The 22610-nt window shown below is 46.5% G+C and carries 16 protein-coding genes; all 16 read left to right on the top strand.

What is annotated here, in order from left to right; all coding sequences use genetic code 11:
• The first annotated feature begins 47 nt into the window (after positions 1–47).
• Positions 48–1406 (top strand): spore germination protein, encoded by a 1359-nt coding sequence (locus MHB37_RS29945; protein ID WP_076123985.1) that lies wholly within the window; start codon positions 48–50, stop codon positions 1404–1406.
• Entirely contained in the window at positions 1406–2506 is a 1101-nt protein-coding gene (locus MHB37_RS29940; RefSeq protein WP_076123983.1) for a GerAB/ArcD/ProY family transporter, read from the top strand. The genes MHB37_RS29945 and MHB37_RS29940 overlap by 1 nt, the downstream gene beginning before the upstream one ends.
• A complete protein-coding gene (locus MHB37_RS29935) occupies positions 2503–3600 on the top strand; it encodes a Ger(x)C family spore germination protein (RefSeq protein ID WP_076123981.1) in 1098 nt (365 codons plus the stop codon). Before MHB37_RS29940 ends, MHB37_RS29935 begins: the two co-directional genes overlap by 4 nt.
• Positions 3601–3691: 91 nt before the next feature.
• Positions 3692–4087, top strand: a complete 396-nt coding sequence (locus tag MHB37_RS29930; protein WP_076123979.1) for a Fur family transcriptional regulator — start codon at positions 3692–3694, stop codon at positions 4085–4087.
• A gap of 229 nt (positions 4088–4316) precedes the next feature.
• Positions 4317–6320 (top strand): methyl-accepting chemotaxis protein, encoded by a 2004-nt coding sequence (locus MHB37_RS29925; RefSeq protein ID WP_405168786.1) that lies wholly within the window; start codon positions 4317–4319, stop codon positions 6318–6320.
• Positions 6321–6423: 103 nt separating this feature from the next.
• Entirely contained in the window at positions 6424–7236 is an 813-nt protein-coding gene (locus MHB37_RS29920) for a uroporphyrinogen-III synthase (protein ID WP_076123976.1), read from the top strand.
• Between the two features lie 205 nt (positions 7237–7441).
• Complete coding sequence (locus MHB37_RS29915) at positions 7442–8080, top strand: ThuA domain-containing protein (protein ID WP_076123974.1); 639 nt, start codon at positions 7442–7444, stop codon at positions 8078–8080.
• A gap of 98 nt (positions 8081–8178) precedes the next feature.
• Positions 8179–8526 carry a phasin family protein gene (locus MHB37_RS29910; protein WP_036681962.1) on the top strand — a complete coding sequence of 116 codons (348 nt, stop codon included), beginning with the start codon at positions 8179–8181 and terminating at the stop codon, positions 8524–8526.
• A complete protein-coding gene (locus MHB37_RS29905; RefSeq protein WP_076123972.1) occupies positions 8527–10194 on the top strand; it encodes an AarF/ABC1/UbiB kinase family protein in 1668 nt (555 codons plus the stop codon).
• A gap of 390 nt (positions 10195–10584) precedes the next feature.
• Positions 10585–12384 carry a DEAD/DEAH box helicase gene (locus MHB37_RS29900; RefSeq protein ID WP_081392567.1) on the top strand — a complete coding sequence of 600 codons (1800 nt, stop codon included), beginning with the start codon at positions 10585–10587 and terminating at the stop codon, positions 12382–12384.
• Positions 12385–12584: 200 nt separating this feature from the next.
• Positions 12585–13451, top strand: a complete 867-nt coding sequence (locus MHB37_RS29895) for a D-alanyl-D-alanine carboxypeptidase family protein (RefSeq protein ID WP_076179201.1) — start codon at positions 12585–12587, stop codon at positions 13449–13451.
• 141 nt (positions 13452–13592) lie between these two features.
• A complete protein-coding gene (locus MHB37_RS29890) occupies positions 13593–14069 on the top strand; it encodes a glutathione peroxidase (RefSeq protein ID WP_036681956.1) in 477 nt (158 codons plus the stop codon).
• Positions 14070–14317: 248 nt separating this feature from the next.
• A complete protein-coding gene (locus MHB37_RS29885; protein WP_339188800.1) occupies positions 14318–15952 on the top strand; it encodes a formate--tetrahydrofolate ligase in 1635 nt (544 codons plus the stop codon).
• A gap of 335 nt (positions 15953–16287) precedes the next feature.
• On the top strand, positions 16288–17652 hold the full coding sequence (locus MHB37_RS29880; protein ID WP_038573671.1) for an FAD-dependent oxidoreductase: 1365 nt from the start codon (positions 16288–16290) through the stop codon (positions 17650–17652).
• A gap of 2408 nt (positions 17653–20060) precedes the next feature.
• The gene (locus MHB37_RS29875; protein ID WP_036681949.1) at positions 20061–20888 is read left to right on the top strand and encodes a formate/nitrite transporter family protein; all 828 of its coding nucleotides are present in this window, start codon (positions 20061–20063) and stop codon (positions 20886–20888) included.
• Between the two features lie 460 nt (positions 20889–21348).
• The gene (locus MHB37_RS29870; RefSeq protein ID WP_076192335.1) at positions 21349–22569 is read left to right on the top strand and encodes an MFS transporter; all 1221 of its coding nucleotides are present in this window, start codon (positions 21349–21351) and stop codon (positions 22567–22569) included.
• Positions 22570–22610 lie beyond the last annotated feature (41 nt).

Genomic DNA, 22610 nt, shown 5'->3' with positions numbered 1-22610 from the left:
AAGGTGGAAACTGGGACGTAAAGGATAAATAGGAGGGATGATGTTCCATGTCAGTTCAACAGGATAAGGACAATATTTCTCTGGAATGGATCAAAGATCAGCTGAACGGGTTCGCGGATTTAATCGATAAAACAAGCGTTGCCCCTTTTGGGCAAATCAACCTGCTCTATATCAAAAGTGTTACAGATGCGCAGACACTCAGCCGCCACGTGATTGCGCCGTTTTATGAAATGGAGAGTATTAGCGCTTATCAGGATTACATTATGACTTATCCGGGCACTGAAGAGGCGACTACGAGAGAGAAGGCGATCGACCTTTTGCTCAGTGGTTATGTGCTTCTGGGTATAAAAGATGTGATATATTTCTTCGATGCTATGAGTACGGAGAGCAGCGGTGTTAGTGAAACGTCTGCCGAAAGTATTTCACAGGGGCCGTCAGATGCACTGACAGAGGATATAGCGATTAATTTGAACATGATTCGGCGGCGTTATCAATCGACTAATCTCAAAATGGAGACCATGGTCATCGGCGATGTCTCTAAAACAAAGATAGCTATTTTATACGATGACAGTCGTGTTGACCATAACGTTTTAAAAGAATTAAGGGAGAAGATGGGAACGCTAAAGGTTGATATTTTGCAGGCTACAGGAGAGCTTGAGAAGTTTATAAGCAGTGACAAATTAAGAATACTCCCTAAGTCCATCATCACCGAAAGACCGGATAGAGTGGTGTTTAATTTGTCTGAAGGAAAAGTAGCGATAGTGCTGGATACAACCGGTTATGCGATAGTGCTGCCTTCTATTTTTAATGATTTCTTTACATCCATGGATGATAAAATACAATTTCCTATCGTGGGGCGATTCCTAAAGCTGCTTCGGATTATCGGTGTGTGCATGACGTTGTGGCTGCCTGCGCTCTATGTAACACTCACCTCGTATAACCCAGAGATTATTCGTGTGCAGATTGCCTTGCTTATTGCGGGCAGTCGTGCGACTGTGCCTTATCCATCTTTTGTGGAAGTGCTTTTAATGCTCATGATGATGGAGTTTCTGACTGAGGCGAGCTTACGGCTCCCCAAGGCAATTGGTCCAACGGCCACGACGGTAGGGGGGCTTATCTTGGGGCAGGCAGCGACGGCAGCAGGACTTGTAGGAAATATCATGATCATATTGGTTTCTGCTGTTGCGATATCTAATTTTCTAATTCCGCTGAATATGATGAGCTTGTCCATACGAGTGCTGAAGTATATTTTTCTAATTGCCGCAGCTTTTTTAGGATTGGTTGGGGTAGTAGTCTGTGTCGTGGGATTCGCAATGTATTTATGCAAACAGCGTACCTTCGGACAACCTTATTTCAGATTGTTTTTTCTCGATAATCTCGGCAAGAAGAAGGGTGGAGAGCATTGATGGCCAAAAGCCGTTATTTCTACTGTCTTTTTCTGATGAACAGCCTGATCAACATCATTAATTTTGTTCCAAGGGAACTAATAGACAGACGTTTTGGTGGCGCTTTGATGTCCATACTAATCGGAACGATTTTGGGCACTTTGTTTGTCTATATATTTACTGTACTGATTGCCAAATTCCCCGGCAAGGGGTTCCCGGAAATATTTGACTCTTTGCTTCCTAAGAAGTTATCCAGAATCTTACTGGTCCTTTTTGCTGGCTTATGGTGTGTGGCCGGGGGAGTTACATTGCTTTCTTTTGTAGATATTACGCTGCGGTTTATCAGTCCGGATTCGAGTCCTTATACGGTTGTGATCAGTTTTTTAGTCTTGGTCTGCATCTGCTGTCGCTTCGATTCTCTATCACTCTTGTATGGGCTTGAAATCATTCTCAGCGTATCCTTACCTTTAATTATTTATGGCCTCGTAAAAGCATTGACCAATCCGGACTTTAATTGGGATTCTGTTCTGCAGGTCACTACATACTTCTGGCATAAGCCGGACCTAATGAGCCTTGCGGCGGCTACCTTTTCGTTTAGCGGTTACTTAAACCTGGCCATATTTAATCGGGTATTTCATGGGCTGAAGCTGAAGCATGTCTGGATTTTAGGGGTGGAGGGTCTTTTCGTATTACTCTTGACTTTTTTAGTTCCCATCGGCTATTTCGGAACCGTTGCTATTGATAGACATGTGTATACATGGTTCTCGACGGCCGACAGTATTCGGATGGAATCCTTTATTATTGAACGGATGCTGTTTATTTTTTATTTTGCCTATTTAAGTTTATCTCTGGTGAGTGTAATCGTTCATTGGCATGGAGGTTTAGAGCTTTTTAAAGGTGCTCTTTCATCTGCAAAAAAACAGTCCCCAAAAGCAGAGCGCTGGAAAGAGTGGGGGATCCTAGGCTTGTTTAGCGCGATGGTTCTGTCCTTAATGGGGCAGGATCAGTATCAACTTAATATGTTTGGTGCCTGGTTTCTGCAAATTCGCTGGTTTGGTGAGATGTTCATCATCGCTCTGTTATTTTATTGTTATCGCAAAGCTAGGAGGGGGAAGCTATGAGAAGAGTACTTGCTGGAATTGGAATTACCTTGCTCCTTCTTCTTCCCGGTTGTGACTTCAAGGAGATTGATTTGCGGATTTTCGTGTTAGCGATCGGCGTTGACCAAGGTACAGAAGCAGGGAATTTTAAAATTAGCTTGAAGCTTGCCATCCCTCAGGGGGATGTTACTAAGATTGATGAGAAGATGCAAATCTTGACTGAGGAGTCTCCAAGCATTTCGGAAGCCCTTCGTAGAATGAAATCCAGAGTGGAAAAGGAGCTTGATTACTCCCATTGTAAATCAATTGTTTTGGGGGAAGGGGTTGCCCGTGAAGATATTCTCCATGTTATGGATTGGGCTGTGCGACGTAGAGATATCCAGCTTATTGTCAATTTTGCAATAGGGCGTCCGGAAGCACTTCAAGTGCTGAAGGTAAGACCCGAATCGGAGCGGATCCCATCGAATTCTCTTATTCTGGCTATGAGTGGACAAGGCACAGAGTCTCCATTTATTTCTAGTGTGTATTCCTTTCAGCTGATGAGAAATATCTTTGAGGAGGGGATTGATCCAATCCTGCCGATTATTGAGGCCAAAGGGGATAAGGAGTTTTTAATTGATAAAATTGCTCTGCTGAATAATGAGAAAATCAAAATGGTTCTTACGCCAAATGAGACCCGGCTATATAATCTGCTGTCACGCCCGAATCTGCGGACTAACTTACCCGCCCATTCCGAGGGAATTATGTTTCAATATTACACAGAGAGGTCATCCTCGCACTATAAAATCGTAACACCAGAGCAAGGGAAAGCTACTATTCGTTATCATATTAAGATAAAAGGTATTCTCGAAGAGAGTAGTAGCCCAGATCTGGTGACACATCACATGTTGAAGAAGATCCAGGAAGCCGGGGAAAAGGAATTGGAAGCGGATATCTTAGCATTGCTGACCAAAATACAAGCCAGTGGCCTAGATCCCTTGGGTTGGGGGCTGCATTATGGAGCAAGGCATTTTAATAACGATACGGAAATGAAAGTGTGGAAGGAGCTCTATTCTAAACTTGATTTCCAAGTGAAGGCTGATGTAAACATTAAATATTCAGGAATGATTAGGTAGCTTGTAAAGTAACATGTGGATAAAAATGGGATTGACGTTCCTATTCACAAGATTTATACTTGATCTAAAAATAAGTTAGAGGATGATAGGAATGAAAAGTCTAAATTTGACCTCCCAACGTCAAGCCGTTTACGATATCGTCCTTAATTCACATGACCATCCTACTGCTGCGGAAGTAATGAATCGGCTAGTAGAGCAGGGACATAGCTTAGCATACGGTACGGTATATAACTCTCTGCGTTATCTTTCAGATAAACAAATGATTCGTGAGCTTAAGCTTGGTGAAGCTGCCAGCAGATATGACGCACGTATGGATGATCACCAGCATATCATTTGTGAAGTTTGTGGAGCAGTGGATGAGGTTATGAATCAAGTTCCGCGTGAATGGATGAATACAGTGGCCAAGGATACCGGTTATACCATTGGTCATGCTCATGTAGTATTCGGGGGCGTCTGCCCAAACTGTAAGAACAAAAAGAATAATTAGGATAGAGGTGCCGGAGCCTGTGCTGCGGTAATAATATGTATATCCGGAGAGACCGCTTTCATTGAGGCGGCCTTTTTTGTTGCATTTATATGACAATTCTCAAAAAAAATGAGAAAAACAAAGAAAGATAGGAGGAAAATCGGTTCCTAAAACAGATTTTAAATTATATATTAAGTCTGGTAAATGTATCCTTGCCTAAGACTCAGATGAGAGAGAGATGATGACGTCTATGAAAAAAAATGCGGGTATGACTATCCGTACCAAGTTAATTCTTACATACCTAATAATACTGCTGCTGCCCAGTATTATAATAGGCTGGCGAACCTATCAAGCTGCCAGCCAGGAAGTGGAAGATCAACTGGTGAACAATGCTACCGAAAGTGTGTTGGCCGTAAATGAAATCATTAACTCTAATATTCAATCCAAAATAGATGCGATTTCCTATTTTGCCGCGGAGTTTTCATCTGAGGGGATCCACAGTGAGGGATCTGGGGGGACTTCCTCTGCTGTAAAAGCCAGACTGAAGGAATATGTGGCGCTGCATCCGGATGTACTGGACATTTATGTGGGTACAAGCAATGGCAAGGCTATTCATGCTTTAGATGCTAAGCTGCCAGAGGGTTATGATCCAAGACAGGAAAGCGCCTATATTAATTCTCTGAAGCAAGGAAAAGGAGCAGTGATTTCTCCGGCTTTTCAAACCGTAAATAAGGAAACCGCGATTGCGATATCAACGGTTCTTAAGGGCGGTGATGGGGTGATCACAATGAATCTTAACCTGTCTACTTTAGGGGAGCTGACCTCAATTAAGGTAGGCAAGGAAGGTTATATCCTCATCGTTGATAACAGCAAGAAGTTTCTAGTTCATCCTACAGAAGCTATCGGGCAGGAATCGTCTGATGATTTTGTTAAGAAAATGTTCGAGAAAGAACAAGGGGTCTTCGATTATGTCTTCAAGGATACGTCCAAAAAGATGACCTTTATGGTCAATGAACTGACGGGTTGGAGAATCGGAGGTACGATCAGCATTGATGAGGTTAACTCAGCAACTAGTGGAATTCGCGATACAGCTCTGCTTGTTATTGTAGTTTCCGTTCTGCTTGCGCTGGTTGTGATCTATTTTAATATTCAATCGATTTTGAGACCACTTTTCCGGCTGCGGAAAGCAACTGCGGTGATAGCCAAAGGTGATCTGTCGGAAGACATGGGTGTTTTCCGTAAAGATGAAATAGGGCTGCTGGCAGAGAATTTTCAATTAATGGTGATCAGCTTGCGCGAGATGATCATTGGCGTGCAGGAGATGACAAGCAATGTCTCCTCCTCAGCGGAAGAACTGACGGCTAGTGCGGATCAGACTGCCCAAACGATTGAGCAGGTGACCATAGCGATTCAGGACGTAGCGGCAGGGACGGAGCGACAGGTGGTTAGTGTACGAAAAGGAATGGAGAGCACTGCCGCTACAGCTAGCGAGGTCGAGCAGATTTCCACATATATGGAGCAAGTATCCACAATGATGGACAAGACTTCACTCTCAGCATCAGAAGGCAATGATTCGGTTATCAGCGTGGTGGACAAAATCAATGGTATCCATGAAACGGTCGGAGAGCTGGGCAGTGTAATTGACAAGCTGAATGAAAGAACCAGTCAAATTGAGGGCATTGTTGGTGTCATCACCGGGATTGCCCGCCAGACCAACCTGCTGGCCCTCAATGCTTCCATTGAGGCAGCCAGAGCCGGGGAACAAGGGCGTGGATTTGCGGTGGTTGCTGCCGAGGTGCGTAAGCTGGCAGAGGAATCAGAGAGATCCGCACATTTGATTGCCGAACAGATTACCGCTATTAATAGTGAAATGCTGCTGGTAACTCATACGATGGAAGACACCAGACAGCGCGTATCCGAAGGCATTGAGGCTGTGGATACTTCCGGACGTTCTTTCTCCCGTATCCGAAGAGCAGTAAAGAGTGCCGCGGAGAAGATTGAAGCCATGGGTGGGGTTGTGCAGACTTTATTGGTGGAATCTAATGATATGGAGAAGGCTATTGGGGAAATTCGCGGCATATCGGAAGAGGCGGCTGTGAATACGGAAACTATCGCAACTGCCGCACAAGAGCAGCTTGCTTCTGTAGAGGAGATGGCATCCTCGTCTACCGACCTTAGCCGTCTTGCAGAAGAACTGCAGAAGCTGGCGAGCCGCTTTAAGATAAACGCTTCTGGTAATAAGAATGATTTCTGATAGGAGAACCGTGCTTTTTATCTTCCCTTTTGAACTCCTTTGCAAGTATACTGATAAACAATAATGTTGGGTTAGGCAATGGAGAGAGGAGAGATAATAGGAAATGGCAGAGCAATTAAAAGGGATCACTGTCGCCTTGGCGGGTCCGCGCAAATCGGAAGAAATGGCCAAGCTGGTTCAGAATATGGGGGGGACGGCAGTAGGCCGGCCTGCTCAAGGGACTGTATTTCTTGATGACGAGGCCTTGCAGGAAGGTTTGAATGCATGGATCAATCAGCCTCCCTACTTGGCGATCCTGACTACAGGGATGGGACTTGATGCTCTCTTCGATATGGCTGAGCGAATGGGGATCGAAGAACGTTTCTTAGAAGTGCTTTCTGGTTCTATTATTGCCGCACGGGGTTATAAGACAGTGAATGCTTTGAAAAAAAGAGGACTTACGCCGGAGGTTCGTGACGACGACGGAAGTACAATCGGATTGATTCGTGGGCTTCAATCCCTGAATTTGCAGGGGAAAGAAGTCGTTCTTCAGCTGCACGGCGATCCAGCTCCTCATATGCTTGCATGGCTGCAGGAGGCTGGGGCTACTACCCGCCAAGTGCTGCCGTATCGCCATACCCCACCTGAGCCGGGCGAACTGGAAAGATTGCTTCTAGAAATCATATCAGGCAAAATTGATGCCGTGGCTTTTACGAGTGCACCACAGTTTCGTTTCCTCTGTCAATTTGCCCGGGAACAGGGAAAGCTGGAAGAGATGCTGAAGTCTTTCGAGGATAAAGTGCTTGCTGTTTCTGTAGGACGGATTACCTCTGAGGCGCTTAAAGAAGAGGGCGTACAGCGTATCATTATGCCTGAGCATGAACGGATGGGAAGCATGATTGTAGAGCTAGGCAAATATGTGGCGGCGAATCGCTAAGTCACAAGTTGCGTCAGCTTTACACGAATGACGTTATCGCACAGAAGCATTCCCGCCTGTTATCATGGCCGGGGATGCTTTTTTACCCGGAAAAATAAGCCCAAAGAGCAATATACCTGCCATCTGCATGGACATTCGCGGCAGTTTTCCTTAGAATATAGGCAACATGTGACGAATAATAACAACGAATAAGGAGGAGGATCCCATGGACAAGAGAAAATGTCTATTACTTGGTGATTACACCCATCCCCGGTTTCATCCACTTCAAGGAGTGGACCAACAAATTAGTGAGATCTTAAATGATTTATTAACCGTGCAATGTTCAGAAAATAAAAAATTAATGCGCATTGAGCATTTAGCAAGTTATGACCTATGTATTGCTTACAATGAATTGTGGAACGAAACAGTCTCCCCTCAACAAACGGCTGGTTTGCTCAGCTACGTAAGTGGAGGAGGCGGACTCATTGTTCTTCATACGGGAGCTTCGCTGACGAAACGTAACGAGCTTGCACAGCTAATCGGGGGTCGATTTAACGGACACACAGCTTACGAACCCCTGAACTTCAAAGTGCTAGAGCATGACATTACCGAAGGTGTGGAAGATTTCCAATTGGATGAGGAGCCCTATCATTTTGAATTTGACCCGTTCACAGAACGGACTATTCTACTTCAATATGAATCTGAGGGGCAATGGATTCCAGCTGCATGGTGCCATAGCTATGGTTTAGGACGAGTAGTATTCCTTATGCCTGGTCATCATGAACCCTCCTTCCGTCATCCGGCACTACGTAAACTAATTCTACAGGCGGCTACTTGGGCTGCCCGTATTCCGGTCACAAACTAAGCAATGTTGTGTTTTTTTTGAAATACGTACACAGTGGGGTATACTTTAATCATAAACTCCGTTATGTAATGAAACGGAATCTTTGGGAGGAAAGTGCCATGAGTGATTTGTTTAAAAAAGCGATCTCTTTAGGAGTGGGCCTCACCATTGTCAGTAAGGAAAAAGTAGAGAAGGTTGTTGAAGAACTAGTGAAACGCGGGGAGCTTGCTCCTTCGGAATCTAGGGCTCTCGTCGATCGGCTAATTGAACGTGGTGAGGAAGAACGAGGCATGTTCAAATCTGCTGTACAAGAGCAAGTACAACGCGTGCTGAAGGAAATGAATGTGCCTGTACAAAACGATATTGCCGAGCTGGAAGGGCGAATTGCAGTATTGGAGCGCCGGTTGGCCGAGCTAGAGGGAATTTCCCATCTAGAGGGAACATCGGCGGAAACGCGTTCGGACTAAATGGCAGTACGCATTAGACATGCCGGACGTTACCGGGCAATTGCCATGGCGCTTATGCGCCATGGTTTTGGCTATATGGTGGAAGAGCTGGGGCTCTATCACTTACTATCCCTTCCACGTCGTCTTGTAACGCAGGAAGCACACACAAGCCTTACGCTCGGGGAGCGGATTCGGCTGGTGCTGGAGGATTTGGGTCCAACCTTTATTAAGCTGGGACAACTCGCCAGTACCCGTTCAGATCTGCTGCCTGATTCTATTATTCAGGAATTGGTAAAACTACAGGATAATGTGCCTCCTTTTCCTGTCGACCGCGTGCGCGCGATCATTGAGCAGGAACTGGATCAGCATATGGATGAAATCTTTAATTCTTTTGAGGATACGCCACTTGCTGCGGCATCCATCGGTCAGGTGCATAGGGCTGTGCTTCACAGTGGACAAGTCGTAGCTGTTAAAGTTCAACGTCCGGGTATTCTGCGAACGATGAGCAGGGATTTGGAAATCCTCAAAGATTTAAGCACGCTTGCTGAAAAGCGGCTCGCTTGGGCGAGGCAATATCAGCTGTGCCGTATGGTAGAGGAGTTCTCGAAATCGCTGCTTGGCGAGCTGGATTACAGCCAAGAGGGGCGTAATGCAGAGAAAATCGATCAGCAGATGGATTATGAGGGAGTGTACATCCCGGATATCTATTGGGACTATACGTCAACACGAGTGCTGACGATGGAATATGTGGTAGGGACAACGCTGAGTCGTCGCGATGAGTTGCTGAGTAAAGGCGTTAAGCTTAAAGCCATTGCTCAGCAACTTGTGGAAATGATGCTTAGACAAATCTTCATTCATGGTTTTTTCCATGCTGATCCTCATCCGGGCAATGTTATACGGATGGGTGATGGAAAGCTGGCTTTGATTGATTTTGGCATGATGGGTCGGCTGAATGAGGAGATGAAGGAGCAGCTGTCTGCACTTATTATCGCTCTGATGCGCAAAAATACGGATGCAATGGTCCGGGCAATTTTGCGTCTTGGAGTCATTCCTGAGGATGCTGATCGAAGTGCGCTGCATGATGATATGGATCGGCTGCGGGATGAATATTATGATGTTCCATTTAGCAAAATGAGTATAGGCAAAGCCCTGAATGATCTGTTCGGCATAGCGCGAAAACACCGTCTAGTGCTGCCGCCGGATTTGACGATGTTAGGGAAGACAATGCTCACGCTGGAGGGAGTCATCAGCAACTTAGATCCAACCATCAGTATTTTGGAGATGGCGGAACCCTTTGGGCGGGAACTTGTGAAGCAGCGCTTTAGCGGCAGTCGATTGCAGCGTAAGTTTCTGGGAGGCGTAGCCGACTTAACAGAGAGTCTGCTGGAGCTTCCTGGGCAGGCTAAGCAGTTATCCGCGCTGATCAGTAAGGGAAAGATAAAGGTGGAGATTGTGGCACCTGAGATGCAGAATCTGGAGCGTAAGCTGGACCGGGTAGGTAACCGTTTAGCATTCAGTATTGTGATGCTCGCGTTTAGCATCATCATGACAGGACTCATTATTGGTACTGCGATGCGTGGACAGCCTTCAGTGTTATGGAATTTCCCTACAGTGGAGGTTGGCAGCGTAGTGGCACTTCTGATGTTCTTGTGGCTGATCTATGCGATTTTTAAATCGGGAAGGTTCTAGCTTAAGGGATTTGAATAATTATTCTTCAGCAGTTTCACACAAATGCCTTTCTATCAAGTACAATATAAAAGATAACTTTCTAAGCTTAACTTTACTTCTATTGTATAAAGTGGAATGGAACGCAAATGGAGTGCCGTCTTAACGTCCGGTGGATCGCTGCTGCCCAGAAACCGAACTTTGACCGCACTCTTTTAACGGGTCAAGGGATACATGGGACGGAAGGATGCCGGTGACGGTGTTCTTCCGCTTTTGTTTGAATATAGCTGAATCTGAAGCATATGCCCCAGAACAGGACAGCCTATGCAGGCTGCCTCATACAGGGCTTTTGAAGACGGAAGTTAAGAAAGAGATGTAATCAAATTAAACCGAGAAAATAATGAGGTGGAGAATTTGCCGGGATTTAAAGATTTAGGAGTTTCAGAATTACTGTGTACATTGCTTCAAAGTCAAGGCATTGTTAAGCCTACGCCAGTGCAACAGGAAGCCATTCCGCCATTGGTGCAGGGCTTGGACGTAATAGCTAGAGCGAAGACAGGTACAGGGAAGACCTTGGCCTTTTTGCTGCCAATTATGGACAAGATCCATACGGAGCGGGCTTACCCTCAGGCGCTGATTATGGCTCCAACACGTGAGCTGGCTTTGCAAATTACAGAAGAGGCACGCAAGCTGGCGCGTCATACGGATATCAAAATATTGGCGGTTTACGGTGGTCAAGATGTAGAGAAGCAACTGCGCAAGCTGGAAGGCGGCAGACATCTTATCATCGGTACACCGGGCAGACTTTTGGATCATATGCGCCGGGAGACGCTGGATCTTAGCGGCGTAAAAATGCTCGTTCTGGATGAAGCCGATCAAATGCTGCACATGGGCTTCTTGGAGGATGTTGAGACCATCATTACGGCTGTCCCTTATCGTCGTCAGACTATGTTGTTCTCCGCGACAATGCCTGATCCGATTAAACGTCTCGCTGCTAATTACATGAAAGAGCCACTGGATATCATCATTAAGAGTGGTTCGCCGATTCCGCTGGATAATATCAAACAGCAAGTAGTGGAATGCTCGGACCGTAATAAAGAAGAAGCGCTCAAATCCCTCATTGAACGGGATCGTCCTTACTTGGCTATTATTTTCTGCCGGACGAAACGACGGGTATCCAATTTGAACGAAGCGCTGCAAGCAGCCGGTTATGAATGTGACGAGCTGCACGGTGATTTGTCCCAAGGTAAACGTGAAGGCGTGATGAAAAGATTCCGTGATGCGAAGCTGCAGCTGCTTGTAGCGACAGACGTAGCAGCTCGGGGTCTGGATGTTGAAGGTATTACTCACATCTTTAACTATGATATGCCGCTTGATGTGGATAGCTATATTCACCGGATCGGCCGGACTGGCCGTGCTGGAGGCAAAGGGCTTGCAATAACTTTCGTATCTCCACGTGATCAAGAGGGTCTGGATTTGATCGAGCATGGCATCTCGCAGCGGCTGGATCGCCGCCGTTACGAGAAGGATGAATTCGGCGTTGGCGAATTCATCCCTGTGCAAGGCGGCGGACGCCACGGCGGTCGCCAAAGCGGCGGCGCTGAGGCAGCGCGCACGGGCCGCGGGCCGAAGACCGGCGGCTCTGGCCGCGGCGGAGCTCCGCGCGGCGAAGGCGGAGCGCGGCAAGGTGGCCGTGGCCGCGGTAAAGAAGCAGGCGGCTGGGGCGCGCCTGCAGAAGGTCGCCGCGGTCGTTCCGATGCGGCGACGGGCAAGCGTGGCGGCAGCGGCTATGACGCTGCTGCTCCTAAGGGCGGCGGCAAGGCTGCCGGCGTAGTGCGAGTAGGCGGCGGCTATGGCGCCTTCGCCTCCCGAGGCGAAGCGTCTGCCAGCGGTAACGCGGCAACGCCTAGCGCCGGTTCGCGCGGTGCGAACCGGAAGGGCGGACCAAGCACTGGCTACAGTGAGAACGTAGCTAGAGGTGCGGACGGCGGTGCCTACACTGGAGGCACTCCACGTGGCGGCTTAGGCAGCGGCTACGGTGCAGGCCCGTCTAGAGGCGGCAAAGGTGGTAAAGGCAGCAAAGGCGGATACGCCGGTGCCAAGGGTGGCGCTGCTGGCAAAGGCGGCCGCAACAGCGGCGGCGGATCTTCACGCGGTGGCCGTAGCAATGGATCCGGTGGCTTTAAAAGCGGCGGTCGCGGCACTTCCAGATAAAGTTAGTAGAGTTTTATAGATGAAACTTGTTACCATAGGGTAGTTAGCGCTGAAGCTAATGACCTATGGTAACCTTTATTTTATAGCGTGGAACATATTGATTTTTATATTAAAAATAGGTTCTTAGTGAAACATTTATGAAGGAAAGCCTGTCTAATAGATAAATAGAATGTTCGGCTTCGAGGAGGAAGAACTTACAGATGTCAAAAAAATTTAAAATTATAATCTTGTTAATTGTCGTTATTGCTGTCGGTTGGGGAATAGGAAAGTACACGTCTCCTTCTGCTTCGGAGAGTAACGGTTCAAATATAAATGTGGGGGATAATCTTCAAGGTGAGCCTGGGGAGACGGGGGAAAGTGATGGAGGGGGGATTACAGACCCGGCAGTAGCTGATCCATCGGATACACCAGATCCATCAGAACCCTCTAGTCCGCCTGAATCAGGCGGTGATAATGCAGGTAGTGTTCCAGATCCTATATCTGCAGAGCCTGATAGTATTACAGTGATGGTAAATAAGCAGTATGGTTTGCCTGATAATTATAAACCAACGGATCTTGTCTATCCTGATGTCCGGTTTACCTTCAAAGAGAAAATCGAAAAGCGTATGATGCGCAGCGAAGCCGCTAAAGCCTTGGAGAAGATGTTCGCAGGTGCAGAGGAAGACGGAATTTATTTAGCAGGCGTTTCTGCCTACCGCTCACAGGCAACCCAGACGACTTTGTATAACCGTTATGTGGAGAGAGACGGGGAAGAAAAAGCCCGTACTTACAGTGCAGTCCCTGGCTATAGCGAGCATCAGACCGGGCTGGCTATTGATGTCTCGGGAAGTGATGGCAAGTGTGCCGCTGAGAGCTGTTTTGGTGGGACGAAGGAAGCCGAGTGGTTGGCCAAGCATGTAGGGGAATATGGTTTTATCATCAGATATCCTGAAGGTAAGCAAGACATTACCGGATATAAGTACGAGCCTTGGCATATCCGTTATGTAGGTAAGGACATTGCTGCCTATATCAATGAGAAGGATATTACGTTGGAAGAATATTATGACGCAATTCCGGTATCGAAATAACACAGACGCAGAGAGCAGTCCTATGAAATTTGTAGGGCTGCTTTTTCTATGGCTATAAAAAGAGTTCAGAAGTTGCATTCCCTTACAGTTCGGGTAAGATACGTAGTGTAGTCTAAGTAAAAGGAAAGAAGGGGAATAAAGATGTCGATCTACAATTTTGCCGGCGTTACACCTTCGGGTAAAGAAGTGCCGTTTGCGGAGTATGAAGGTAAGGTGCTGCTGATTGCTAATACGGCTAGTAAGTGCGGACTTACGCCACAGTATGGAGATCTTCAGAAACTATACGAACAGTATAGCGATCAAGGACTTGTAGTATTAGGATTCCCCTGCAACCAGTTTGCGGGCCAAGAGCCAGGTACGAGTGAAGAGGCTGAGGAATTCTGTCAGATTAATTATGGAGTTACCTTTCCGGTATTCGCCAAAGTTGATGTTAATGGACCGGATGCCAGCCCGCTTTTCAATTATTTGAAGGAGCAGCAGCCTGGTGCTGGGGACAGCAGCGACATTAGCTGGAATTTCACGAAATTTCTAATTGATCGCAGCGGCAATGTAGTGGCTCGTGTGGAGCCCAAAGAATCGCCGGAAACGATGAAACAACATATTGAGTCACTACTGTAGATCCATTATGGGGTCAGTTGCAGAGTGATCCTCCAAGTATCCCCTCGACTCGGTTTCGACCGATGCTCGCGGGGATTTTCTTTTTTTAAAGGATTAATGGAGATTTTCTTGAATTTTTATTGTGATAAATTATACTTGACGCTTTAAAAAGACGATGTATCCTTTGAAGAGAATATAGCAACTGTGCGAACATGCATAAAAAAGCGGAGTACAGCAGGATAATAACGGCAGGAGGGTTTTATACAAGCATGAAGTTAATTACAGAGGTAGCAGCACAAGCAGGAATCGACGAGCAGCATCTGGAACTATACGGCAAATATAAAAGCAAACTCTCACCTTCCTTATGGGAGGATATGAAAAACAAGCCAGATGGCAAGCTGGTTCTGGTCACTGCGGTGAATCCGACCCCTGCTGGCGAGGGTAAGACCTTAACAACCATCGGGTTGGCGCAGGCAATGAATGCAGCAGGAGTGAAGACCGTGGCTGCTTTACGTGAGCCCTCGCTTGGACCTTGCTTAGGGATGAAGGGCGGTGCAACAGGCGGCGGGAAGTCGCAGATTGTTCCGGCTGATGAGATTAATTTGCACTTTACCGGTGACATTCATGCGGTAACTTCTGCGCATAATTTATTGTCCGCAATGATTGACAATCATATCTTCCAAGGCAATGAGCTGAGACTGGATCCGCAGCGTATCGTTTGGAAACGTGTCATGGATATGAACGACCGCAGCCTGCGCAGTATTGTGACTGGGCTCGGGGACGGAAATGGAGCGGTACGGGAAAGTGGCTTTCAGATTACAACGGCTTCTGAGATTATGGCTGTGTTATGCTTATGCGATAACCTTATTGATCTCAAGAAGCGTTTAAACCGTATTCTGATTGGATATGACCAAGAGGGACAACCGGTAACAGCCGAGCAAATCGGGGCCGTTGAAGCGATGACAGCGCTGCTTAAGGAAGCAGTTAAGCCAAACTTGGTACAGACTCTGGAAGGTACGCCTGTTATTGTACACGGGGGGCCGTTTGCGAATATCGCTCATGGCTGCAGCAGTGTTATTGGCACTCGTTATGCCCTTAAGCTGGGAGATGTTGTGGTCACCGAAGCAGGCTTCGGAGCGGATCTTGGTGCAGAGAAATTCATGGATATCAAATGCCAACAGGCCGGGTTAAACCCTTCTGCTGCTGTTCTTGTCGTAACTGTTAAGTCCTTAAAATATAACGGTGGTGTGCCTAAAGGTGAGCTTCTAACCGAGAATCGGACGGCGCTTCGCGCGGGATTGGTGAACTTAGAACGTCATGTAGAGAATCTCGGTAAATTTGGAGTCCCTGTTTTAGTTGCCATAAATCATTTTGAAGGGGACAGTGAGGGCGAGATTAATGATGTATTGGAGGCCTGCCGCAATTTAAACGTGCCGGCTGCGATCTCAAAAGTATGGGCGGAAGGTAGTGCAGGTGGACAGGAATTGGCTTCTGAACTGAACAAGCTCTTGGACAATAGTGGCCCGAGCCAGTTTGCTCCTCTGTATGAGAAGGATCTCGACATTTCATCCAAAATCAACAAAATTGTCCGTGAGATCTACCGCGGGGCAGAAGTGAACTTTTCTCCGGCGGCTAAGCGGAGTCTGGCGGTTATCGAGCGGCTTGGGCTAAATGATCTTCAAGTATGTTTGGCGAAGACGCCTTATTCCTTCTCCGACCAGCCTAGACTCCTCGGAGCACCGGAAGGCTTTACGATTGGTGTCCGAGATATTACCCTTTCGCTTGGTGCAGGTTTTGCGGTAGTTATTACAGGCAACATCGTTACGATGCCAGGTCTGCCAGCTAAGCCAGCCGCTGAGGGACTATGGATGGATGAGGACGGAGAGATTCACGGTTTGGTGTAAAAGTGTTTTAATAAAAGGCTTCTCCTTGTTGGTATTAGAGGGGAGGCCTTTTTTTATGCTTCCTTTGGATTCCTGCAAATACGGATCATAATGTACCTCCCACGTGGCAAAGATAACGGAGTCGCATTCGGCAGCAGTGGCGGAAAAAAACTTAAAATTGTGAACAATATGAGGATATAGGTAAAAAAGACTTGTAATGTGATAAATATCACAATATAATCAGTTTATAAAGTGAAATAAATCACAACTAACCCATTGTTGATCAGATTCCATCATTGATCGGTCATGCAAGTCAAATATATAACCCGATTGTCCATTTGAAGGAGGAAGAAATAATGAAAGTAGCTGTCATTGGATGTACCCATGCCGGAACCGCCGCAATTGTGAATACTGCTCAGCTTTACCCGGATGCCGAGATTACTGTATATGAGCGTAATGATAATATTTCCTTCTTATCCTGTGGGATTGCCTTGTATGTAGGTGGAGTGGTTAAAGACCCAGAGGGGCTATTCTATTCTTCACCAGAAAAGCTTGCAGAGCTTGGCGTAAAGACCAATATGCGTCATGAAGTAACTGCAGTGGATACGAAGTCCAAAACATTGCGTGTACGCAATCTGGAGACAGGTCACGAGTTCGCTGACACCTACGATAAGCTGATTATGACTACAGGTTCATGGCCGATTGTGCCGAAGCTTGAAGGATTTGAACTCGAGGGGATTTTACTTTCCAAGAACTATGATCATTCCAACACTATTATAGAAAAAGCTAAACAAGCGAATAAAATCACCGTCGTCGGTGCTGGATATATCGGCGTTGAACTGGTGGAAGCTTTTCAAATGAATGGCAAGCAAGTTACGCTAATTGATGGTGAAGATCGCATTCTGAGTAAATATCTGGACCAGGAATTTACTGCACCGATCGAACAATCTTTTCAGGATCATGGGATTAAATTGGCACTGAATGAGAAGGTTAGCTCTTTTGCAGGCAAAGACGGTAAGGTAACAAAGGTTATTACAAGCAAAGGTGAGCATGAGACAGATCTGGTCATTCTCTGCATTGGTTTCCGTCCTAATACTGAACTCTTAAAAGGTCAAGTCGATATGCTGCCTAATGGTGCCATTGTAGTCAATAACTATATGCAGACTAGCTGCCCGGATGTATATGCCGCTGGCGACAGCTGTGCGATTCATTACAACCCTACAGGCAAACACGCCTATATCCCACTGGCAACCAATGCCGTACGGATGGGAACCTTAGTTGCGCGCAACTTGGTAACAGAGACCATTCCTTATATGGGTACACAAGGAACTTCGGGCATTAAGATTTATGAAGACAATATCGCTGCAACAGGGCTTACTGAAGAAGGAGCTAAGGCTGAAGGAATGGACGTAGAAACCGCCATGATTATTGATAACTACCGTCCGGAATTTATGCCCACCTTTGAGCAGGTTCAGTTAAAAGTAGTGTTTGATCGCGCCACACGCCGTATTCTCGGGGCTCAAATTATGTCCAAGATGGATCTGACGCAATCGATTAACACAGTGTCTGTATGTATTCAAAATCATATGACAATCGACCAACTAGCCTTTATCGATTTCTTCTTCCAACCGCATTACAACAAACCTTGGAACTTCCTGAATACAGTAGGTCTTCAAGCGCTGCCGACAACAGTACCAAGCAAAGAGGCTGTAACGGTTTAAAAAGGGACGTTGTTCCTGAGTGATTTATCGAAGAATAAGACAGCCTTGTAAAGCTAGAGAAGCAGTGATCCTCCTGTTACGGGAGGATCACTGCTTTTTTTTGTTAGGTGCAGAATGATTAGCTGCATGGGTAGGTGCAATCCAATGGCTTCGGTGATGGTAGCAAGCCAAATGTGCTCGAAAGTTACGACTAGGGTCAACTGTGTCCGATCGTGCTGAGTCATCGCCTTCTGCAGAAGCTTCCGGACTCAGGAGCTCTGTATAAGGTCAACTGAGTCCGATCGTGCTGAGTCATCGCCCTCCGCAGAAGCTTTCGGACTCAGAAGCCGCTAATTAGCAAATAATCGCCGTTTGAGCGTGGTTTCGGACTCCAATGCAGCTATTACATAGAATGAGTTACAACTAGTGTGTTTTTCGTGCTAATAGCGACCATGGGGTCCGATAGCGAGCCAAATGTGCTCAAAAGCTCTGTATAAGGTCATCTGAGTCCGATCGTGCTGAGTCATCGCCCTCCGCAGAAGCTTTCGGACTCAGAAGGCGCTATTTAGCAATTAATCACCTTTTGAGCGTGGTTTCGGACTCCAATGCAGCTATTGCATAGAATGGGGGACAACTAGTGTGTTTTTCGTGCCAATAGCGACTATAGGGTCCGATAGCGAGCCAAATGTGCTCAAAAGCTACGTATAAGGTCATCTGAGTCCGATCGTGCTGAGTTATCGCCCTCCGCAGAAGCTTTCGGACTCAGAAGGCGCTAATTAGCAAATAATCGCCGTTTGAGCGTGGTTTCGGACTCCAATGCAGCTATTACATAGAACGAGGTACAACTAGTGTGTTTTTGGTGCCAATAGCGACTATGGGGTCCGATGGCAAGCCAAATGTACTCAAAAGTTACGAATAGGGTCAACTGAGTCCGATCGTGCTGAGTCACCGCCCTCCGCAGAATTTATCGGACTCAGAAGCCGCTATATAGCAAATAATCGCCGTTTGAGCGTGATTTCGGACTCCAGTGCAGCTATTACATAGAATGAGGTACAACTAGTGTGTTTTTCGTGCTAATAGCGACCATGGGGTCCGATGACAAGCCAAATGTGCTCGAAAGTTGCGATTAGGGTCAACTGAGTCCGATCATGCTGAGAAACCGCCCACCTCAGAATTTTCCGGACTCAGAAGCCGCTATTTAGCAATTAATCGCCGTTTGAGCGTGATTTCGGACTCCAGTGCAGCTATTACATAGAACGAGTTAAAACTAGTGTGTTTTTGGTGCCAATAGCGACTATGGGGTCCGATAGCAAGCCAAATGTGCTCGAAAGCTACGAATAGGGTCAACTGAGTCCGATCATGCTGAGAAACAGCCCACCTCAGAATTTTCCGGACTCAGAAGCCGCTATTTAGCAATTAATCGCCGTTTGAGCGTGATTTCGGACTCCAGTGCAGCTATTACATAGAACGAGTTACAACTAGTGTGTTTTTCGTGCCAATAGCGACTATAGGGTCCGATAGCGAGCCAAATTTGCTCAAAAGCTCTGTATAAGGTCACCTGAGTCCGATCATGCGGAGTCAACGCCCACCTCAGAATTTTCCGGACTCAGAAGCCGCTAATAAGCAAATAATCGCCTTTTGAGCGTGATTTCGGACTCCAGTGCAGCTATTACATAGAATGAGGTGCAACTAGTGTGTTTTTCGTGCCAATAGCGACTATGGGGTCCGATAGCGAATCAAATGTGCTCAAAAGCTACGTATAAGGTCAACTGAGTCCGATCGTGCGGAGTCACCGCCCACCTCAGAATTTTCCAGACTCAGAAGCCGCTATATAGCAAATAATCGCCGTTTGAGCGTGATTTCGGACTCCAGTGCAGCTATTACATAGAACGAGTTACAACTAGTGTGTTTTTCGTGCCAATAGCGACTATAGGGTCCGATAGCGAGCCAAATATGCTCGAAAGTTACGATTAGGGTTAACTGAGTCCGATAGTGCTGAGTCATCGCCCTCCGTAGAAGCTTTCGGACTCAGAGGCCGCTAATTAGCAATAAATCGCCGTTTGAGCGTGGTTTCGGACTCCAGTGCAGCTATTACATAGAACGAGTTACAACTAGTGTGTTTTTGGTGCCAATAGCGACTATAGTGTCCGATAGCGAGCCAAATGTGCTCAAAAGCTACGTATAAGGTCAATTGTGTCCGATAGCTGCTGCGTACGCTCAAATGTAATCCAACAAAACAAGATATGCTGGCTTAGTAGGCCAGTCGCAAACTTCTATTTGTGCACAGGCTGCAGTAAATTTGACATGTCAGTGAAAACTTTCACTTAGTTTTCTCAAAGTGATAATTATCACGTTAATGTGTTTTACGACACGCTACAATGGTCATAAAGGAACAAATTTGAAGTAAATAGATGAAGGGGATAGGAACCATGGCTTATAGCAAACCGCAGCAAATTGCCGAAGTAACTGTAGAGAACGGCATAAAAAAAGCTCATAATCCGCTAAGTACCGTACTTATTCTGGGCTTTTTGGGAGGAGCGTTTATTGCGCTCGGGTTTTTATTAGATATTCGCGTCATTGCTGGCGCACCACAGGAATGGGGTTCCATTGCTAACTTTATCGGAGCCGCAGTCTTCCCCGTTGGGCTGATCATGGTACTCCTTGCAGGTGGGGAACTGCTGACAGGGAATATGATGGCCGTGCCGCTCGCTTTTATGGCTAAGAAGATTTCTTTCTGGGAAGTTGTGAAGAATCTTTTGCTCATTACGATTAGTAATCTGGCAGGGGCATTATTTGTAGCTTATTTCTTCGGTCATGTGGTGGGTTTAACTTCAGAGGGTGTGTATTTAGAAAAATTGGTGGATATGGCTGGTCATAAAATCGATGCAGAATTCTTTCCGGCATTTGTTTCGGGTATCGGCTGTAACTGGCTCGTTGCGCTGGCCGTATGGCTCTCCTATGGAGCAGATAACTTCAGCGGCAAAATCCTTGGTATTTGGTTCCCGACGATGGCCTTTGTTGCGATCGGATTCCAGCACGTTGTAGCTAACATGTTCCTAATTCCAGCAGCTATTTTTGAAGGTTATTATTCATGGGGGCAATACTTCACTAACTTTGTTCCCGTCTGGCTCGGCAATCTAACGGGTGGGGCAATATTTGTCGCAGCTGCCTATTGGATGGCATACTTGCGTAAAGCACCTACGGCTATTCAATCCGTAGATAGCATGTCCGGCAGCAGTGTCAAGAAACACGCTTAAGCTCGTCTTATAGAGCACTCCATAGAACATTCAAGGTCTGCCTTATTGGTGGCGTTAATGTTTTAGGGGTGCTTTTTGTTATGCAGACACAAAAAAATCCGCCGTGATATATCCGCGCTCGGGGGAACGAAATCGGATCACGGCGAATTTTGAAGGGGGAGTGTTTCTAGGCTCTATTACCCCGTCTTTCTAAAAGCGAATCAGTTTCTTCTTGTTTAGTTTGCTTTACGGACGACAGCCACGGCTTTAAAATAAGAATAGATATTAGAGCTAGGGAGGACTGCGGACGTGAACCCCAAGGGAGACGGGATATTTCATGCGATATGTGCGTTTTATCCTTTAGATTTCATGCGTACTTTATCACGATAAAACGTCAATGTGTATGCTTGCTCATAGCCCTGTTTTGGGATGATACTGGATGAATTAATGACACATATATAACAGGGGATGTACACTACTTATGAAGTTTTTACAGGCATATCCAAAAGAAGTGAAAATATTTCTAATTGCCAGCCTAATTAACGCAACAGGTAGTGCGCTGATGTGGCCGCTCGTTACGATGTATGTATTTGATGAGCTTGGACGCAGCATGTCAGATGCTGGACTGGTGATTCTTATTCAATCGGTTGGTGGGATCGTGGGTCAACTACTCGGGGGCTCACTCTATCATAAGGTAGGCGTTAACCGGCTGATTGTCGGAGCGCTCGCCATGAATGCTTTGGCACTGTTCACCTTGCCGGCAGCTAGTAACAACTGGACGTTATTTATGGTAGCAATGGGACTGGTAGGATTATTTAATTCCTTATCATTACCTGCCATTCAGGCATTTATCGGCTTTCGTTTCACGAAGCAGCGTGGTGAGCTGTTTAATGTTATTTATGTCGCCAATAATATTGGTGTAGCACTGGGGACGGCATTAAGTGGTTTTTTGGCCGATATTTCCTATATGCTAAGCTTTGTAATGAATGGTGTAACTTCGGCGGTATTTGCGGGTTTCTTTTTTATATATCTGAAGAAAATCGGTGGAGAACCTGCGCATGAGGTAATGGGGCATCAGAAGAATGAACCAGAGAAACAATCCACGTGGAAGCTAATGGGGCATACTCGTATTTATCTTTATATGGGGATCGGTTCTTTGTTCCTGCTTCTCGGTAACTCTATCTGGAATACAGGGGTATCTCCGTTCATTATTTCAGAGGGCTGGCCTAAGAAAACTTATGGTTTTCTCTGGACACTGAACGGTATTTTGATTTTTGCAGCTCAGCCATTGGTAACAATGATTAAGCGCTGGTTCGCGTCTACCTCAACGGCGCAAATGACTGCAAGTGCCCTGTTTTATTTGGGTGGCTATGCGTTTCTTTTGTGGATGCCTAATTATCCTGGCTTAGTGCTCGGAATGGTGCTTGCTACACTGGGAGAAATGCTGATTTCTCCAGCGATGCCATCCTTTATCTCGGATCATGCGGGGCGCAGCGCACCGTTTTATTTGGGACTAAGCGGAGGGATAGGTGCAGTCGGGAGAGTCATTGGCCCTTACTTCATGGGCAGACTGTATGATAGCGGTGGTTTGGCACCGACAGCCTGGCTGGCCTGTGCGATGGCGCTGCTGTCTGTAGGATTTTTCGTCATCCATGCTTTAGTCAATCGTAAAGGCCATTCGTTAGAGCGGTCCGTAAGATAACTATACACAGTGGATTCCAACATCTGCTGTGAATTCTATAG

The sequence above is a fragment of the Paenibacillus sp. FSL H3-0286 genome, assembly GCF_045040705.1.
GTDB classification, from domain to species: Bacteria; Bacillota; Bacilli; order Paenibacillales; family Paenibacillaceae; genus Paenibacillus_AQ; species Paenibacillus_AQ odorifer.
This window is presented reverse-complemented; position numbering and strand designations above follow the sequence as displayed.

Bases quoted from the DNA above. Each gene is read 5' to 3' on its own strand.
- MHB37_RS29945 (WP_076123985.1), top strand. From the start codon at position 48: ATGTCAGTTCAACAGGATAAGGACAATATTTCTCTGGAATGGATCAAA.
- MHB37_RS29940 (WP_076123983.1), top strand. From the start codon at position 1,406: ATGGCCAAAAGCCGTTATTTCTACTGTCTTTTTCTGATGAACAGCCTG.
- MHB37_RS29935 (WP_076123981.1), top strand. From the start codon at position 2,503: ATGAGAAGAGTACTTGCTGGAATTGGAATTACCTTGCTCCTTCTTCTT.
- MHB37_RS29930 (WP_076123979.1), top strand. From the start codon at position 3,692: ATGAAAAGTCTAAATTTGACCTCCCAACGTCAAGCCGTTTACGATATC.
- MHB37_RS29925 (WP_405168786.1), top strand. From the start codon at position 4,317: ATGAAAAAAAATGCGGGTATGACTATCCGTACCAAGTTAATTCTTACA.
- MHB37_RS29920 (WP_076123976.1), top strand. From the start codon at position 6,424: ATGGCAGAGCAATTAAAAGGGATCACTGTCGCCTTGGCGGGTCCGCGC.
- MHB37_RS29915 (WP_076123974.1), top strand. From the start codon at position 7,442: ATGGACAAGAGAAAATGTCTATTACTTGGTGATTACACCCATCCCCGG.
- MHB37_RS29910 (WP_036681962.1), top strand. From the start codon at position 8,179: ATGAGTGATTTGTTTAAAAAAGCGATCTCTTTAGGAGTGGGCCTCACC.
- MHB37_RS29905 (WP_076123972.1), top strand. From the start codon at position 8,527: ATGGCAGTACGCATTAGACATGCCGGACGTTACCGGGCAATTGCCATG.
- MHB37_RS29895 (WP_076179201.1), top strand. From the start codon at position 12,585: ATGTCAAAAAAATTTAAAATTATAATCTTGTTAATTGTCGTTATTGCT.
- MHB37_RS29890 (WP_036681956.1), top strand. From the start codon at position 13,593: ATGTCGATCTACAATTTTGCCGGCGTTACACCTTCGGGTAAAGAAGTG.
- MHB37_RS29885 (WP_339188800.1), top strand. From the start codon at position 14,318: ATGAAGTTAATTACAGAGGTAGCAGCACAAGCAGGAATCGACGAGCAG.
- MHB37_RS29880 (WP_038573671.1), top strand. From the start codon at position 16,288: ATGAAAGTAGCTGTCATTGGATGTACCCATGCCGGAACCGCCGCAATT.
- MHB37_RS29875 (WP_036681949.1), top strand. From the start codon at position 20,061: ATGGCTTATAGCAAACCGCAGCAAATTGCCGAAGTAACTGTAGAGAAC.
- MHB37_RS29870 (WP_076192335.1), top strand. From the start codon at position 21,349: ATGAAGTTTTTACAGGCATATCCAAAAGAAGTGAAAATATTTCTAATT.